This is a genomic window from Actinotalea caeni, assembly GCF_009733795.1.
Taxonomy (GTDB): Bacteria; Actinomycetota; Actinomycetes; order Actinomycetales; family Beutenbergiaceae; genus Pseudactinotalea; species Pseudactinotalea caeni.
Genome location: NZ_WNXX01000002.1, coordinates 144,945 through 161,348 on the forward strand (window position 1 = coordinate 144,945; position 16,404 = coordinate 161,348).

13 protein-coding genes are annotated in these 16,404 nt (G+C 74.4%); 7 read left to right on the top strand and 6 right to left on the bottom strand.

Annotated elements, in window-relative coordinates; translation table 11 throughout:
• Positions 1 to 53: 53 nt before the first annotated feature.
• Positions 54 to 1,106, top strand: a complete 1,053-nt coding sequence (locus GPA02_RS02565) for a LacI family DNA-binding transcriptional regulator (protein ID WP_162457682.1) — start codon at positions 54 to 56, stop codon at positions 1,104 to 1,106.
• Here the strand turns inward: GPA02_RS02565 and GPA02_RS02570 are convergent.
• Positions 1,085 to 2,263: a glycosyltransferase gene (locus GPA02_RS02570; protein WP_156198286.1), complete on the bottom strand. Its 1,179-nt coding sequence runs from the start codon at positions 2,261 to 2,263 to the stop codon at positions 1,085 to 1,087. The genes GPA02_RS02565 and GPA02_RS02570 overlap by 22 nt on opposite strands.
• Positions 2,264 to 2,332: 69 nt before the next feature.
• Positions 2,333 to 2,836, bottom strand: coding sequence for a hypothetical protein (locus GPA02_RS02575; protein WP_156198287.1), 504 nt, complete (start codon positions 2,834 to 2,836; stop codon positions 2,333 to 2,335).
• A gap of 109 nt (positions 2,837 to 2,945) precedes the next feature.
• Between GPA02_RS02575 and GPA02_RS02580 the strand changes: the two genes are divergently transcribed.
• Entirely contained in the window at positions 2,946 to 4,349 is a 1,404-nt protein-coding gene (locus tag GPA02_RS02580) for a class II fumarate hydratase (protein ID WP_156198288.1), read from the top strand.
• A 10-nt stretch (positions 4,350 to 4,359) separates the two neighbouring features.
• Here GPA02_RS02580 and GPA02_RS02585 read toward each other — a convergent pair whose 3' ends face one another.
• Positions 4,360 to 5,379: a LacI family DNA-binding transcriptional regulator gene (locus GPA02_RS02585; protein ID WP_240133831.1), complete on the bottom strand. Its 1,020-nt coding sequence runs from the start codon at positions 5,377 to 5,379 to the stop codon at positions 4,360 to 4,362.
• Positions 5,380 to 5,523: 144 nt separating this feature from the next.
• Between GPA02_RS02585 and GPA02_RS02590 the strand changes: the two genes are divergently transcribed.
• The gene (locus tag GPA02_RS02590; protein ID WP_204986478.1) at positions 5,524 to 6,648 is read left to right on the top strand and encodes a carbohydrate ABC transporter permease; all 1,125 of its coding nucleotides are present in this window, start codon (positions 5,524 to 5,526) and stop codon (positions 6,646 to 6,648) included.
• A 183-nt stretch (positions 6,649 to 6,831) separates the two neighbouring features.
• On the opposite strand, the gene GPA02_RS02595 is transcribed toward GPA02_RS02590, so the two are convergent.
• Positions 6,832 to 7,689 (bottom strand): sugar phosphate isomerase/epimerase family protein, encoded by an 858-nt coding sequence (locus GPA02_RS02595; protein WP_156198289.1) that lies wholly within the window; start codon positions 7,687 to 7,689, stop codon positions 6,832 to 6,834.
• A 77-nt stretch (positions 7,690 to 7,766) separates the two neighbouring features.
• Positions 7,767 to 8,321 (bottom strand): cob(I)yrinic acid a,c-diamide adenosyltransferase, encoded by a 555-nt coding sequence (locus tag GPA02_RS02600; protein WP_156198290.1) that lies wholly within the window; start codon positions 8,319 to 8,321, stop codon positions 7,767 to 7,769.
• Positions 8,322 to 8,593: 272 nt separating this feature from the next.
• Here GPA02_RS02600 and GPA02_RS02605 point away from each other — a divergent pair, with 272 nt between their 5' ends.
• Genes GPA02_RS02605 through GPA02_RS02620 form a run of 4 tightly spaced genes read left to right on the top strand, consistent with a single transcriptional unit; the run spans position 8,594 to position 12,798 of the window.
• Positions 8,594 to 9,310, top strand: coding sequence for a hypothetical protein (locus GPA02_RS02605; protein WP_156198291.1), 717 nt, complete (start codon positions 8,594 to 8,596; stop codon positions 9,308 to 9,310).
• Positions 9,311 to 9,314: 4 nt separating this feature from the next.
• Positions 9,315 to 10,394, top strand: a complete 1,080-nt coding sequence (locus GPA02_RS02610) for a CbiQ family ECF transporter T component (protein ID WP_156198292.1) — start codon at positions 9,315 to 9,317, stop codon at positions 10,392 to 10,394.
• Entirely contained in the window at positions 10,391 to 11,992 is a 1,602-nt protein-coding gene (locus tag GPA02_RS02615) for an ABC transporter ATP-binding protein (RefSeq protein ID WP_156198293.1), read from the top strand. Before GPA02_RS02610 ends, GPA02_RS02615 begins: the two co-directional genes overlap by 4 nt.
• Positions 11,989 to 12,798, top strand: coding sequence for an ECF transporter S component (locus tag GPA02_RS02620; protein ID WP_240133832.1), 810 nt, complete (start codon positions 11,989 to 11,991; stop codon positions 12,796 to 12,798). The genes GPA02_RS02615 and GPA02_RS02620 overlap by 4 nt, the downstream gene beginning before the upstream one ends.
• Before the next feature lie 352 nt (positions 12,799 to 13,150).
• On the opposite strand, the gene icmF is transcribed toward GPA02_RS02620, so the two are convergent.
• Positions 13,151 to 16,402: a fused isobutyryl-CoA mutase/GTPase IcmF gene (icmF, locus tag GPA02_RS02625; RefSeq protein WP_156198294.1), complete on the bottom strand. Its 3,252-nt coding sequence runs from the start codon at positions 16,400 to 16,402 to the stop codon at positions 13,151 to 13,153.
• Positions 16,403 to 16,404 lie beyond the last annotated feature (2 nt).

Here is a 16,404-nt window from a genome sequence, read left to right on the forward strand (position 1 = left end):
CGGCACGTGGTGGTCGCCGCCACGGCACGAGCGGCGTTGTCTGGAGGTGCGACGTGGCGGTGACGAGGGCGGACGTGGCGCGCCGCGCCGGCGTCTCGCCCGCGCTCGTCTCCTACGTCATCAACGGCGGCCCGCGGCCGGTCTCCGAGCAGGCACGACGCCGGATCGAGGCGGCGATCGAGGCGCTCGGGTACCGCCCGAACGCGATCGCCTCGGCGCTGCGCGGCGGCATGACCCGCACGATCGGGCTGCTCATCCCCAGCCCCGCGAACCCGTTCTTCGCCGAGATGGCCGAGGGGTTCGTCGTCGAGCTCTCCCGCCGGGGCAACACGCTCTCGATCGGCATCACCGACGACAACCCCGACCGCGAGGCGCTGTACGTGCGGTCGTTCATCGACCGCCGGGTGGACGGCCTCGTCACCGCGTCGTCGCGGGTGGCCCGTACCGTCGAGCGCACCGCGACCGACACGCTGCCGATGGTCGTCGTCGACCGCGTGGAGGAGCGGCTCACCGAGCGGCTGTCGAGCGTGCACATGGACAACCCGCGGATGGCGATGCTCGCCGTCGAGCACCTGCAGGCGCACGGCCACACGCGGATCGGGTGCATCGCCGGGCCGTGGCCGCTCGTGGTCTCCGACGACCGTGTCGCGGGCTGGCGGGCGCAGCAGCAGCAGGTGGGCGCCGATGCCGGCGACGCCTGGGTCGAGCACGCCGAGTTCACCGCGGCCGGCGGCCGCGACGCCGCCTACGCGATGCTCGGTCCGCGGGCGCGCCGGGGCCGGCAGCGCCCGACGGCGCTGCTCGTCACCTCCGACGTGCAGGCGATCGGCGTCCTGACGGCGTGCGCCGAGCTGGGGCTGCGCGTCCCCGACGACGTCGCGATCGTCGCCGTCGACGGCACCGCCGCGGCCCGCTACACGCAGCCGCCGCTCACGACGATCCGGCAGCCGCTGACCGAGATGGTGCGGACCGCCGTCGGGCACCTGCTCGACACGATCGCCGACCCGAGCAGCGAGCCCGCGCACACCGTGCTCGAGGGCAACCTCGTGATCGGGTCCTCGTGCGGGTGCGCGGTGGGCGGCGGTCAGCCCAGCAGCTCGCGGTAGCAGGCGAGGGTCGCCTCGGCGACGTCGGCCCACCGGTGCCGTAGCGCGTGCGCGCGGCCGCCCTCGCCGAGCCGTGCCACGAGGTCGGGGTCGGCGAGCAGACCGGCCACCGCGTCCACCCAGGTGGCGGTCTCCCAGTCGGGCAGCAGCAGCCCGGTGACGTCGTCGACCACCGACTCCTCGAGCCCGCCCGCCCGGGTGGCGACGACCGGGACACCGCTCGCGGCGGCCTCGAGCGCGACGAGCCCGTAGGTCTCCGAGTGCGACGGCACCAGCACCAGCGTGGCCGACCGCATCAGCGCCGCGAGCTGCTCGCGCCCCTGCGGGCCGAGGAACGTCACGTCGCACGCGACGCCGAGGTCGGCCGCGAGCGCGGCCAGCTCGCGCGGGTAGGACTCGTCGCTGGTCGCACCGCCCGCGACCACCAGCCTCGGCCGGGGCTCGCCGTCCCGCTCGACGACGCCCGCGAGGGTCCGGATCGCCAGGTCGATCGCCTTCAGGGGCTCCAGCCGGGCGGCCGCCAGCAGCGTCGGGCGCGCCGAGCCCTCGCCGGGGTGGAACATCTCGCTGTCGACGCCGGGGTGCACGACCCGCACGGCCTCGGGCGCCGCGCCGAGGCGGTCGACGACCGTGCGCGCCTCCGCCGCCGAGACCGCGACCACGAGGTCGGTGCGGCGCGCGAGCAGCGTCTCGCCGTCCAGCCGGGCGGGGGACTCCGGTGGCTCGCCCGCCGTCAACGGCTGGTCCGGCGGGGCGGCGACGCTGTGGAAGGACTGCACGTGCGGGACGCCGCGCTCGCGCGCGACCTCCAGCGCCGCCATCCCGGAGAACCAGTGGTGGGAGTGCAGCAGGTCGACCGGCGGCTCCTCGCGCAGGAGCCTCCCGAACGGCTCGACGAGGTCGTCGTGGGCGGACTTGAGCAGCGTCGTGGCGGGGCCGGCGGGCAGCCGGCGCAGCAGCACGCCGTCGATCGTCTCGGTCGTCGGTGCCGTCGCGCTGGCGAGCCGCGTCCACACCGTCACCTCGTGCCCCGCCGCCGCCATCGCGACGGCGGTGCTGCGCACGACGACGTTCATGCCCCCGACGTCGCCCGAGCCCGGAGGGGCGAAGGGATCGGTGTGCAGGCACACCACGCCGATGCGCAGCGGGCGGGTCATGGTGGCATTCTCCCGCGCCGCGGACGTCGGTGTGGACGCGGGTCGAGGGTCGGGCGAGCGGCGCCCGGCTCAGGCGGTGCCGAACAGCGCCACGAACGCCGCGCCGGCGATCGCGACACCGACCCAGGGGCCGACGACCCCGAGCAGCACGGCGCCGATGCCCTGCGGCCGACCCCGGCCCTGCGCGATCGCGACGCCGCCCTGGATGATCGCCCACAGGCCGAACCCGAACCACAGCAGCAGGCCGTTGGCGAGACCCAGGGACATGAGCATCGCGACGTTCCCGCTGTCCGGGCCGTCGAACGCGGCCGGCGTGAGCAGCGAGGCGATGACGAGCCCGTTGACGAGCGACCCGACGAGAGCCACGATCCCGGCGACGAGCGCGACCCAGCCCAGCGTCGGGGTCGTCGGGCGCGGTGGCGGCGCGTAGCCGCCGTAGGCGCCCGGCGCGGCGTACGCGACAGGCTGCCCGCCGGCGTACGGGCCGGCGGCGTCGTCCACCTGGCCGTAGGCGGTCTGCGGGGCCGGCGGGGGCGCCGGGTCGCCCCACGGTGCGGATGGCGGCTGCGTCACGTGACCATCGTCGCAGACGGCGCCGCCGTCGTCCCGCTCCGGCGGCCGGCAGAGGTCCCCGTCGGTGGGATACTCGCAGACGGCAGAGACGACCCCGACGGAGCGGATGATGACCGACACGAGCGGCGACGCGCAGGACTACCGGATCGAGCACGACACGATGGGGGAGGTCCGCGTCCCCAGGGCGGCGAAGTACCGCGCGCAGACGCAGCGCGCCGTCGAGAACTTCGCGATCTCCGGCGTCGGGCTCTCGCGGCACCACATCGCCGCGCTCGCGCAGATCAAGCGCGCCGCGGCCATCGCCAACGCCGAGCTCGGGGTCATCGACCAGGCCAAGGCCGAGGCGATCGTCGCCGCCGCGGACCGCGTGATCGTCGGCGAGCTGGACGACCACTTCCCGGTCGACGTGTTCCAGACCGGCTCCGGCACGTCGTCGAACATGAACACCAACGAGGTGATCGCGACGCTGGCGACCGAGGCCGGCACCGAGGTGCACCCCAACGACCACGTCAACGCCAGCCAGTCGAGCAACGACGTGTTCCCGGCGTCGATCCACATCGCGGCGACCGAGGCGGTCATCCGCGAGCTGCTGCCCGGCCTGGAGACGCTCGCGGCGTCGCTGGAGGCGAAGCGGGACGAGTTCGCCGACGTCGTCAAGGCCGGCCGCACCCACCTCATGGACGCCACGCCCGTCACCCTGGGCCAGGAGTTCGGCGGCTACGCCCAGCAGGTCCGCAACGGCATCGCGCGCGTGCAGGCGGCGCTGCCGCGCCTCGCGGAGCTGCCGCTGGGCGGCACCGCGGTCGGCACCGGGATCAACACCCCGCCGGGGTTCCCGCAGCGGGTGATCGCGCTGGTCGCGGAGAACACCGGGCTGCCGGTGACCGAGGCGCCGAACCACTTCGAGGCGCAGGGTGCGCAGGACTCGCTGGTCGAGGCCAGCGGCGCGCTGCGCACCGTCGCGGTGTCGCTGGTGAAGATCTGCAACGACCTGCGCTGGATGGGCTCGGGCCCGCGCACGGGCCTCGGCGAGATCGCGCTCCCCGACCTGCAGCCCGGCTCCTCGATCATGCCGGGCAAGGTCAACCCGGTCATGCCCGAGGCCACGCTGATGGTGTGCGCCCAGGTGATCGGCAACGACGCGACGATCGCGTTCGCGGGTGCCTCCGGCTCGTTCGAGCTCAACGTCATGCTGCCGGTGATGGCCCGGAACCTGCTGGAGTCGATCACCCTGATCGCCAACGCCTCCCGCGCGCTCGCGGGCAGGTGCGTCGACGGCATCACCGCCAACGTCGAGCGCGCCCGCCAGCTGGCGGAGTCCTCGCCGTCGATCGTCACCCCGCTCAACCGCGTGATCGGGTACGAGGCGGCCGCGAAGATCGCCAAGCACTCGGTCGCGAAGAACATCACGATCCGCGAGGCGGTGCTCGACCTCGGCTACGTCGAGCGCGGCGAGATCACGACCGAGCAGCTGGACGCGGCGCTCGACGTGATGTCGATGACGCACCCGTAGGGGCGGCGCCTCAGGGCGTCGGCGTCGAGCGCAGCGACGACCCGCGCACGCGCAGCTCGAAGTCGGCCACGAGCAGGCGGGGCGGCTGGTCGTCGCCGCCGATCCGTTCGACCAGCATGCGCACGGCCTCGCGCGCGATCTGGGCCGTGCCCGGTGCGATCGAGGACAGCGCGGGCTCGTGGAACCGCGCGTCCTCGACGTCGTCGAACCCGACGACCGCGACCTCCGACGGCACGGCGATCCTGCGGATGTACAGCTCGTGCAGGGCGCCGAAGGCCAGCGAGTCGTTCATCGCGAAGACGCCGTCGAAGTCCACGCCCGCGTCCAGCAGCTGGGCGATCCCGTCCTCGCCCTTCTGGCGCGACCACGGGTTCTCCTCGACCACGAGGCCCGGGTCGAAGGGGATCCCGGCCTCCTCGAGGCCCTCGGTGTACCCCTGGAGCCGCAGCGTCGGCGAGCCCATGCCCTCGTCGAGCCGTGCGCCGAGCGCCACGATCCGGCGGCACCCCTGCTCGGCGAGGTGGACCGTCGCGGCGCGCGCACCCTCCACGTTCGCCATCGTCACGTGGTCCACGGGCGCGCCGAAGATCCGCTCCCCGAGGAGCACCAGCGGGTAGTCGACGGCGAGCAGGTCGCCCTCGTCCGGCTCGAGACCCAGCGGGAAGAAGAGCAGCCCGTCGGTGATGCGGCGCTGGAGGCTGTCGAGCGACGTCAGCGCGCCCTCGCGGGTCGCGCCCGTGCGCTCGATCAGGACACGCAGGCCGACCTTCTCCGCCTCGGAGACGATGACGTCGGCGAACTCGGCGAAGTACGGGTGCGCCAGCTCCGGGACGGCGAGCCCGATCATCCCCGTCCGCCCCTTGCGCAGGTGGCTGGCGGAGACGTTCAACCGGTAGCCGAGCTCGGCGATCGCGGCCTCGACGCGCTCGCGCGTCTCCGGGCGCAGGTAGCGGTAGCCGTTGAGCACGTTCGAGACGGTCTTGACCGACACACCTGCTCGGTCGGCGACGTCGCGCATGGTGACCGCCACGAGCACATCCTTCCTTACGCGTGGGACCGCGTCGGGCCGGGACCGCGGGATCGCGGTCCCGGCCCTGCCCGCCGGCGCCGGCGGCCGCGGTGCGACTACCTCTCGAAGTCCCGCTCGGCCTGCGCCTGCGCCTCCGCGAGGGCCGTGGCCGAGCGGCGCGACGCAGCGCCGGGGCGGCCGCAGGGTGAACACCGCCTCGAAGGGCACCATGAGGCCGCCGATCGCTGTGGTGTCGTCGCGCTCGCGGCGGTGCTGGGCTTCCACCCGGGCCCGGACGGGATCTGGTACGACCGGCTGTTCTGGGAGTCGCTGACCCACACGCTCCAGTTCACCCTCATGTCGACGCCGCTCATCATCGGGCTCGGGCTGGCGATGGCGCTCGCCGTCAACAACCCGCGGCACCGCGGCGGGAAGATCTACCAGGTCGCCTTCTTCGTCCCCTACGTGCTGCCGATCTCGGTCGCCACGCTCATCTGGACGAACGTGCTCAGCCCGGGTCGCGGCATCCTCGCCGAGATGCTCGTGCGGTTCGGGGTCGAGCCGATCTCGTGGCTGGGCGACCAGCGGTACGCGATGATCGCGATCGTCGTGATGACGGCGTGGTGGACCGTCGGCTTCAACCTCGTGATGTTCTCGGCGGGGCTGCAGGACATCGACCCCACGCTCTACGAGGCGGCGATGCTGGACGGTGCCGGTGCGCGGCAGCGCTTCCTGCACGTGACGCTCCCAGGTCTGCGGCACGTCATGGCCCTGGTCCTGGTCATGCAGGTGATCGCCGGCTTCACCGTCTTCGGCCAGGTCAACATCATGACGAGCGGCGGCCCCGGCAACGCCACCCGCACGCTCGCGCAGCGCGCGGTAGGCGACGAGGGCGGAGACCACGACGACGGCCGCGCGCAGCTGCCACAGGTGGTCGAGCCCCCACTCCATGTCCGTGCCCCACAGCATCCGGACGTAGTTCTCGATCCCGACCCACTCGGGGGCGAGACCCAGCAGGTCCCAGTCGTGGAGGCTCATCCACACGGCCTGGACGAGGGGGTAGAGCAGGAAGAGGGCGTACACCGCGAGGAAGGGGGCGACGAACGACATGCTGATGCCCGGTCCCGCGCGACCGACGGGGCGGGTACGCCGCATTGCGCCCTCCAACAGTTCATCGATGTACTACTGGAATGGCGGGAAAGTATCCCTCCCGGACGGCGGTGTCAATCGTCCGGGGCGGACGGCGCCCGGACCGTCACCGGTCCCCGGCGGGGACATCCGTCGGGCTGATGACCAGCGATGTCGCCCGGGTGGCGCGGTGCGCGTGGTCGCGCCGTCGAGCAGGCGTCGTCGCCACCACCGGCCGCGCCCGTGCGCAGACGCGTGCGGTGGCTCGTGCCCGTGCGCTCGCGACAGCCTGCGAGCCGGCGACGAAGGACCCCGGCCGGGGCGACGCTGGCCCGACCCGGGTCGTCAGGCGCGGGTCAGCAGGTCGCCGAAGCCCAGCTCGGTCAGGTGGCGGTAGGAGAGGGCGACGGCGTCGAACTCGTCGCGCTCGTACGTCGCGTCCTGCTCGACGAAGCAGTGCGCGGCGCCGATCTCGACGGCGGTGCGCACGACGTCGGCCATCGCGAGCGAGCCCTCGCCGACCTCGGCGAACTGCGGGGTGAACAGCGCCTCGCGCACCGGACCGGGGTCACCCGCGCGGAGCTTCTCGTAGGCCTGCGCCGACGGCAGCGCGACCCGGTAGTCCTTGAGGTGCACGAGCGCGACGCGGTCGCCGTAGTGGCGCAGCGTCGTCACCGGGTCTAGCCCGCCGCGGAAGATCCAGTGCACGTCGAGCTCCAGCCGCAGCGAGGGCGCGGTCTCGAGGATGAGGTCGAGCACACGGGTGCCGTCGACGCGCGCGAACTCGATCGCGTGGTTGTGGAAGCACAGCGTGACGCCGCGGTCGGCCAGCACCGGCGCAGCCGCCTCGGCGCGCCGCGCCGCCTCTCGCAGGGTGTCGGCGTTCTCGTACGCCTCCGGCCCGAACATCCCGATCCGCACGAACTCCGCGCCCAGCGTGACGGCCGCCTGCGCCACGCCCTCGGGGTCCTGCGTGAGCGCGTGGCCGTCCGGTGCGGTGAGACCGGCGGTGGTCGCGTCCACCGCGACCCCGTGCTCGGCCGACGCGGCCGCGATCTCGGCGACGTTCTCCGCCGTCATCGGCACCGCGGAGATCTCGATCGAGCGGTAGCCGATCGCGGCCACCCGCCGGAACGTCTCGGTGATGCCGAGCTCCGCGAAGCGGTTGCGCAGCGTGTAGCCCTGGACCCCGATGCTCGTCATGTCCGGCACGCTACGGCCGGTCGGCCGGCGGTGCACGTGCTTGCCTCCGGTTGCAGGGCTTGCCGGACCCGCTGGGCTCAGTGCCTGCTCGCGGGCTCGTCGGCGCCGCCCGCGGCGCGCCGCGCCAGCACGAACAGCAGGTCGGAGAGCCGGTTGAGGTAGCGCCGCACGTCGTCGCTCACGAACGCGCCGCGCTCGGCGGCGCCGACGACGAGCCGCTCCGCCCGCCGGGCGACCGTGCGGGCGAGGTCGAGCGCCGCCTCCGTCGGCGTCGACCCGGGGACGAGGAACACCGGTCGCAGCGGCCGCACCTCCAGCTCGGCGTCGATCAGCCGCTCCAGCCGCGTGACCATGCCGGCGTCGACCCGGGAGGTCCCGGCCTCGAGCCGGTCGCGGCGCTCGGGGTGGGTGGCGAGGTCGGCGCCGACGACGAACAGCTCGCGCTGCAGGTCCAGGATCGTCGTCGCCAGGTCGGCGTCGTCGCAGCCGGCGCGCGCGACGCCGAGCGCGGCGGTCAGCTCGTCGACGGCCCCGTAGGCGTCGACGACCGCGTCCGCCTTGCTCACGCGGCCGCCGTGGAACAGGCCGGTCGTGCCGTCGTCGCCGGTCGTCGTGTAGATCCTGCTGGCCATGCCTCGAGCATGGCAGCCGCGGCGACCCGCAGCCACCCGCGACGAGGCACAATGGGTGCACAACTGCACACGCACCCCGGAGCCAGGGGAAGTCGGTCGAAACCCGACGCTGACCCGCAACCGTGGATCGCGCCGACGCGCGATGAGCCGGATCGCCTGACCGGGGTGGGAGGACACCACCGCCGAGGTCTGCGGCCGGGCCCGACCAGCACCCGCGGGCGACGCCCGCGGGAGCAGGCTGCGCCGTCGACCCGTACCAGGAAGAGGTCGACATGACGACAGCCCGACGCGCGAGCCGCGCTCTCGCCCTGCTGGGCGCAGCCGCGCTGCTGACGACGGCGGTCCCCACCGCTGCGGCACCGGCCGCCGCGACCACCGAGTGCGACGGCGTCTACGTCGTCGTCGACTTCACCGACCTCGGCGGCGACGTCGAGACCGGGTGCGCCGAGGGCGACCCGGAGTCCGGCCGCGACGCGCTGGAGTCGGCGGGTTTCGCCCCCGAGGACTCCACGCCCGGTCTCGTGTGCACGATCGACGGCCTGCCCGACCCGTGCCCCACCGAGTTCACCGGCAGCTACTGGGCGTACTGGCAGATGTCCGACGGCGAGTGGGTCTCCTCCTCGGTCGGCTTCGACGAGGCGGACCCGACGCCCGGCGGTGTCGAGGGCTGGCGCTACAACGACGGCTCCGAGCCGCCCGGTGTCACGGCCGAGGACCTGCCCGGTGCGGTCGCTGCGGGCAGCGGCGAGGGTACCGAGGGCACCGACGACGCCGAGGACGGCGCGACCGATGCCACCGACGACGCGGGCGCGGACGGCACGGCCGACGACGAGGCCGGTGACGACAGCACCGACGAGGCCACCGATGCGACGAGCGCCGACGCCGGCTCGGGCGGCGGCGTGGGCCCGGCGCTGTGGGCGGTCATCGGGGTCGTGGTGGTCGCGCTCGTGCTCGGCGTCGTGATCCGGCGCTCCCGCGCGCGCTCGTGACGACGTGACGACGACCGCCGAGCGCGTCGCGCCGGCCGCGGTGCTCCGGCCGGGGCGCGCGCTGCACCCGCTCGCGTGGTGGGCGTGGGCGCTCGCGCTCGCGGCCGCGCTCAGCCGCGTCACGAACCCGGTCGGGGTGCTGCTGCTCGCCGCCGCGGTCGTCGTCGTGGTGCTCGCCTGCCGTGGCGACGACCGGTGGGGCCGCGCGTTCCGCGGCTACCTCGTGCTCGCCGGCGTCGTCGTGGCGGTCCGGGTCGTGTTCCACGCGCTCGTCGGGCTCGACGGCGGCGGACCGGTCCTGCTCGACCTGCCGGGCGTGGCGCTGCCCACGTGGGCCGGTGGCATCGACCTGCTGGGGCCGGTGCGGCTGACCGGGCTGCTGCACGCGCTGTACGGCGGCCTCGCGCTCGGCACGCTGCTGCTGTGCTTCGGTGCGGCGAACTCCCTCTCCGACCCGGTGCGGGCGCTGCGGGCGCTGCCCGCCGCGCTGCACCCCCTCGGCACCGCCGTGGTCGTCGCGGTCACGGTCGCGCCCCGGCTGGTCACCTCGTTCGCGCGGGTGCGACGCGCGCAGCGGCTGCGCGGCGTCGCGCCCACGGGCCGACGCGGCGTGCAGGCCACCGTGGTGCCGGTGCTGGGCGACGCGCTCGACCACGCGCTCGCGCTCGCGGCGTCGATGGACTCCCGTGGCTACGCCCGCTCCGACCGGCCCAGCCGCGGCGTGGGGGCCGCGCTCACGGTCGCGCTGCTCGCGGCCGTCGTGGGCACCTACGGGTTGCTCGACGCGCAGGCGCCGTCCTGGCTGGGTGCGCCGATGCTCGTCGGGGGCGCGGTCGTGGCGGTGGCGGCCGGCGCCGCGGCAGGCCGCCGGTCGCGGCGGACGCGGTACCGCCCGGACCCGTGGGGGTGGCGCGAGACCGCCGTCGCCGTCTGCGGCGTGCTCGCCGCGGTGCTGGCGCTCACCGACCCGGTGCTGCGTCAGACCGGGCTGCCGGGTCCGCCGCCGCTGTCGTGGCAGGCGCTGGCCGCCGCGGTCGTGGCGGCGGTGCCCGCGCTGCTCCGCGTGAGGTCGGGGGAGCGATGATCGAGCTGAGCGGGGTCACGGCGACCTATCCGGGTGCGTCGGCACCCGTGCTGCGCGACGTCGACCTCACGGTCGAGCGCGGCGAGCTGCTGCTCGTCGTGGGGGCGACGGGCTCCGGCAAGTCGACCCTGCTCGCGACCCTGACGGGCCGGTTCCCGCACACCACCGGCGGTGAGCTGCGCGGTTCCGTCCGGGTCGCCGGGCGGGACACCCGCACGCACCGCCCGCGTGACCTGGCCGACGTCGTCGGCGTCGTCGGCCAGGACCCGGAGGCGACGTTCGTCACCGGCACCGTGGAGGAGGAGCTCGCCTACACGCTCGAGCAGCTCGGCGTGCCCTCGACAGCGATGCGCACCCGGGTGGAGGCGGTGCTCGACCAGCTCGGGCTCGCGCGGCTGCGCGCGACCCCGCTCGACGCGCTCTCGGGCGGCGAGCAGCAGCGCGTCGCGATCGGTGCGGTGCTCACGGCCCACCCGCAGGTGCTCGTCATGGACGAGCCGACGTCCGCGCTCGACCCGGCGGCCGCCGAGGACGTGCTCGCCGCCGTGCACCGGCTCGTGCACGACCTCGGGCTCACGGTCGTGCTCGCCGAGCACCGCATCGAGCGGGTCGCCGGCCTCGCCGACCGGGTCGCACTCGTCGAGGGCGGCACGGTCCGGGTGGGTACCCCGGCCGAGGTGCTGCCCGGGTACCGCGGGGCGCCGCCGGTCGTGCGGCTCGGCGAGCTCGCGGGCTGGTCGCCGGTCCCGGTGACCGTGCGCGAGGCGCGCCGTCAGGCGCCCGACCTGGTGGCGCGGCTCGGTCCGGCGCCCGCGCGGGTGACCCACGCCGGCGAGCAGGTGCTGACCGCGAGCCGGCTGTCGGTGCGGCACGGCGCGGTCGAGGCGGTGCGCTCGGTCGACCTCTCGCTGCGTCGCGGCGAGGTGGTGGCGCTCATGGGGCGCAACGGGGCGGGCAAGTCCTCGCTGATGTGGGCGCTGCAGGGCACCGGGCGTCGCCACGGCGGCCGGGTGCGGCTGCTCCCCGACGGCGTCGACCCCGCCGGGCTCTCACCCGCAGCGGCGCGCGCTCGGCTCGCGCTGCTGCCGCAGCCGGCGAGCGACCTGCTGTACCTGCCCGACGTCGCGGCCGAGTGCCGTGCCGCCGACGACGGCGTCGCGCGTGGCCGTACGCGTGCCGAGCTCGACGCGCTGGTCCCCGGCGTGCCCGACGACGCGCACCCGCGCGACCTCTCCGAGGGGCAGCGGCTCGCGCTCGCGCTCGCCGTGCAGCTCGCTGCGGAGCCGGGGATCGCGCTGCTCGACGAGCCCACGCGAGGGCTCGACGCCGACGCGAAGACCGCCCTCGCCGCACGGCTGCGCGGGATCGCGGAGGAGTCGCGCACGGTCGTCGTCGCCACCCACGACGTCGAGTTCGCCGCCGTGGTCGCCGACCGGGTGCTGCTCATGGCCGACGGCGAGGTCGTCGCCGACGGCGCCGCCCACGAGGTCCTGACGTCGACGCCGCTGCTCGCGCCGCAGGTGGCGACGGTGCTGCCTGGCAGCGGCGCGCTCACGGTCGCCGACGTCGCCGAGCGCCTCGCGGAGGTGGCGCCGTGACCGCGCCGGTGCGCGGGGCGAGCACGCCGCGGACGGACGCGATCCCGCTCGGGGCGCGCTCCGCCGTCGTGCTGGCGCTGGCGAGCGTCGTCGGCGTCCTCGCGTTCTGCTGGCCGCTGCTGGTCGACCCGGGGGCGTCGCTCGACGACGCCACGGTCGCGCCGCTCGTCCTCGGCGTCGTGCTGCTGGGCGTGCTGGCCGCCGTGCTCGTCGCGTTCGGCGAGGGCGGGCTCGACGTGCGCGCGGTCGCGATGCTCGGGCTGCTCGCCGCGGTCGGCGCGGTGCTGCGGCCGATCTCCGCGGGGTCGGCAGGCATCGAGACCGTGTTCGTGCTGCTCGTGCTGGGCGGCCGGGTGTTCGGCGCCGGCTTCGGGTTCGTGCTCGGGGCGACGACCCTGCTCGCCTCGGCGCTGCTGACCGGTGGCGTCGGGCCGTGGCTGCCGTTCCAGATGCTCGCCGCGTCCTGGGTGGGGCTCGGTGCCGGGCTGCTGCCGCCGGTGCGCCGCGGCTGGCGCGAGAGCGCGCTGCTCGGCGGCTACGGGGCGCTGGCAGCCCTGCTGTTCGGGGTGGCGATGAACATGTCGTTCTGGCCCTTCACGCTCGGCGTCGGCAGCGAGCTGTCCTACGTCGCTGGTGCGCCGGTGGCGGTGAACCTCGCGCGGTTCGTCGCGTTCAGCGCCGCGACCTCGCTCGGCTGGGACGTGGGCCGGGCCGTGACGACCGTGCTGGGGATCGTCGTCGTCGGGCCGGTCGTGCTGCCGCTGCTGCGCCGCGCCGCCACCCGCGCCCGGTTCACCACCTCGTAGCCCTTTCAACCCACTTCTGCCCCCTCCCGAGGTTTCAACCCATTTCCGCCCCCCCGAAGTCTTAACCCACTTCCGCCCCTAGGAACGGTTTCAACTGCCCCTCCACGAGGTTGCAGCCACGCCTACCGCGGGCTGGACGCGCGTCCTGCCGTGACGTGGGGCAGAAGTGGGTTGAAAGCCTCAGAGGGGGCAGGAGTGGGTTGAAACCGTCAGTGGGGGCAGGAGTGGGTTGAAACCGTCAGTGGGGGCAGGAGTGGGTTGAAACCGTCAGTGGGGGCGGACGTGGGTTGACACCTCGGGAGGGGGCGGACGTGGGTTGACACCTCGGGAGGGGGCGGAAGTGGGTTGAGAGCTAGACGTTGCGGCGGTACCGGCCGCCGACGTCGAACAGGGTCTGGGTGATCTGGCCGAGGCTCGCGACGCGCACGGTGTCCATGAGGACGTCGAAGACGTTCTCGCCCGCCAGCGCGGCCTGCCGCAGCCGCTCCAGCGCGGCCGGGGCCTCGTCGGCGTGGCGGGCGTGGAACTCCCGCAGCCGCCGCACCTGCCCCTGCTTCTCCTCCTCCGAGGAGCGGCGCAGCTCCACCGGGGCGTCGTGCTCCTCGCCCTGCGGTGCGCGGAAGGTGTTGACGCCGATGATCGGCAGCGAGCCGTCGTGCTTGCGCATCTCGTAGACCATCGACTCGTCCTGGATGCGGCCGCGCTGGTAGCCGGTCTCCATCGCGCCCAGCACGCCGCCCCGCGCCGAGATCTGCTCCAGCTCGGCCAGCACGGCCTCCTCGACCAGGTCGGTGAGCTCGCGCAGCACGAACGAGCCCTGGTTGGGGTTCTCGTTGAGGCTGAGCCCCCACTCGGACCCGATGATCATCTGGATCGCCAGCGCGCGCCGCACCGACTCCTCGGTCGGGGTGGTGATCGCCTCGTCGTAGGCGTTGGTGTGCAGGCTGTTCGCGGAGTCGTACAGCGCGATCAGTGCCTGCAGCGTGGTGCGGATGTCGTTGAAGGCGATCTCCTGCGCGTGCAGGCTCCGGCCCGACGTCTGGATGTGGTACTTCAGCCTCTGCGACCGCTCACCTGCGCCGTAGCGCTCCTTCATCGCGATCGCCCAGATGCGGCGCGCCACCCGGCCCAGCACCGCGTACTCCGGGTCCATCCCGTTGCTGAAGAAGAACGAGAGGTTCGGCGCGAAGTCGTCGATCGCCATGCCACGCGCCAGGTATGCCTCGACGTAGGTGAAGCCGTTCGCGAGCGTGAAGGCGAGCTGGCTGATCGGGTTCGCCCCGGCCTCGGCGATGTGGTAGCCGCTGATCGAGACCGAGTAGAAGTTCCTCACCTCGTGCTCGACGAACCACTCCTGGATGTCCGCCATCACGCCGAGCGAGAAGTCGGTCGAGAAGATGCAGGTGTTCTGCCCCTGGTCCTCCTTGAGGATGTCGGCCTGCACGGTGCCGCGCACCCGCCGCAGCGCGTCGGCGCGCACCTGCGCCGCCTCCTCGGCCGACGGCGGCCTGCCGTGCTCGGCCTCGAAGCGCTCGAGCTGCTGGTCGATCGCGGTGGTGAGGAACATCGCCAGGATCGTCGGCGCCGGTCCGTTGATCGTCATCGACACCGACGTCGACGGCGCGCACAGGTCGAAGCCCGCGTAGAGCGCCTTCATGTCGTCGAGCGTCGCGACCGAGACGCCGGAGTTGCCGACCTTGCCGTAGACGTCGGGCCGCTCCGCGGGGTCGTGCCCGTACAGCGTGACGGAGTCGAACGCCGTCGACAGCCGGGTGGCGGGCTGGCCCTCGGCGAGGAGGTGGAAGCGGCGGTTGGTGCGGGCCGGGTCGCCCTCGCCGGCGAACATGCGGGCGGGATGCTCGTCGGTGCGGCGGCGGGCGAACACGCCCGCGGTGAACGGGAACGACCCGGGCAGGTTCTCGCCGCGCAGCCAGGTGAGCAGGTCGCCGTCGTCGTGCAGCCGCGGCAGTGCTGTCCGCGGCACCCGGGTCCCCGCGAGCGACACGCCCGGCTCGGCCGCGGCCGCCTGCGCCGCGCGCTCGGGCCACGCCTCGAGCAGCTCGCGCGCCCAGGGCTCGACGTCGCGCGAGACGGCGTCCGCCACCTCGGCGAGCGCGTCGGCGGCCGGCTCGGCGTCGTGCGCACGGAGCAGCGCGCGCGCACCCCGCAGGTGCTGCGCGCGGCGGACCGCCTCCGCCTGCTCGGCCGTGCGCCGGTGGTAGGCGCGGACGGTCGCGGCCGTCTCCGCCAGGTGCTGCACGCGCGCCGCCGGGATCAGCGGGGAGACCTGCGTCGACACCCGGGTGCCCGCCTCGCCCAGTCGTGCGCCGCTGGTGTCGAGGCCGTGGCCCTCCAGCTCCTCCCGCAGGAAGGTCCACAGGCCCGTGACGCCGTCGTCGTTGAACCGCGAGGCGACCGTGCCGAAGACCGGCAGCTCCTCGTGCGGCGTGGTCCACGCCTGCCGCGACCGCGCGACCTGCCGGCGCACGTGCCGCAGCGCGTCGGGCGCCCCCGCGCGGTCGTACTTGTTGACGACGACGGCGTGCGCCAGGTCGATCATGTCGATCTTCTCGAGCTGCATCGCCGCGCCGAACTCCGGCGTCATCACGTAGACCGGGACGTCGACGTGGTCGACGACGTCGGCGTCGCCCTGCCCGATGCCCGGTGTCTCCACGACCACGAGCCCGGCGCCCCACGCCTTCGCGGCGGCGATCACGTCGTCGAGCCGCTCCGGCAGCCCCGACCCCGGCGTGCGGGTGGCGAGCGAGCGGAAGAACACCGAGTCGGCGTCGATCGCGTTCATGCGGATCCGGTCGCCGAGCAGCGCGCCGCCGCGGCGGCGCGAGGGGTCGACGGCCAGCACCACGACCCGGACGGCGTCGCCGAGGTCCAGCCGCAGCCGGCGCAGCAGCTCGTCGGTCAGCGAGGACTTGCCGGCGCCGCCGGTGCCCGTGACGCCGAGGACCGGCACCGGTCGTGCGGCGGCCCGGCTGCGCAGCTGCTCGACCAGCGGCTCGGCGAGCGCGTCGACCTCGAGCGCGGTGATCGTGCGGGCGAGCGCGCGCCGGTCGCCCGCGAGCAGCCGCTCGAGCGAGGTGACCGGTTCCGGCGTCGTGGCGGGGTCGACGTCGCCCGCCTGCACGACGACGTTGACCATGCCGGGCAGACCGAGCCGCTGACCGTCCTCCGGGGAGAAGATCTTGGCGACGCCGCGCGACTCCAGCAGCGCGATCTCGTCGGCGACGATGACGCCGCCGCCGCCGCCGAACACCGGCACGTGACCGCAGCCCGCCTCCTCCAGCGACTCCAGCAGGTGCGTGAAGTACTCGACGTGCCCGCCCTGGTAGGAGGAGATCGCCACCGCCTGCGCGTCCTCGTCGGCGACCGCGCGCACCACCTCCGCGACCGAGCGGTCGTGGCCCAGGTGGATCACCTCGCAGCCCTGCTGCTGCAAGATGCGCCGGATGATCGTGATCGCGGCGTCGTGGCCGTCGAACAGGCTCGCGGCGGTGACCACCCGCACCGGGTGGACCGGCTCGTGCAGCGGCGCAGGTCCCTCGGCCGCGCCGGCGTCGACGTCGTCGTCGAGATCGGCGGCGGTCATCG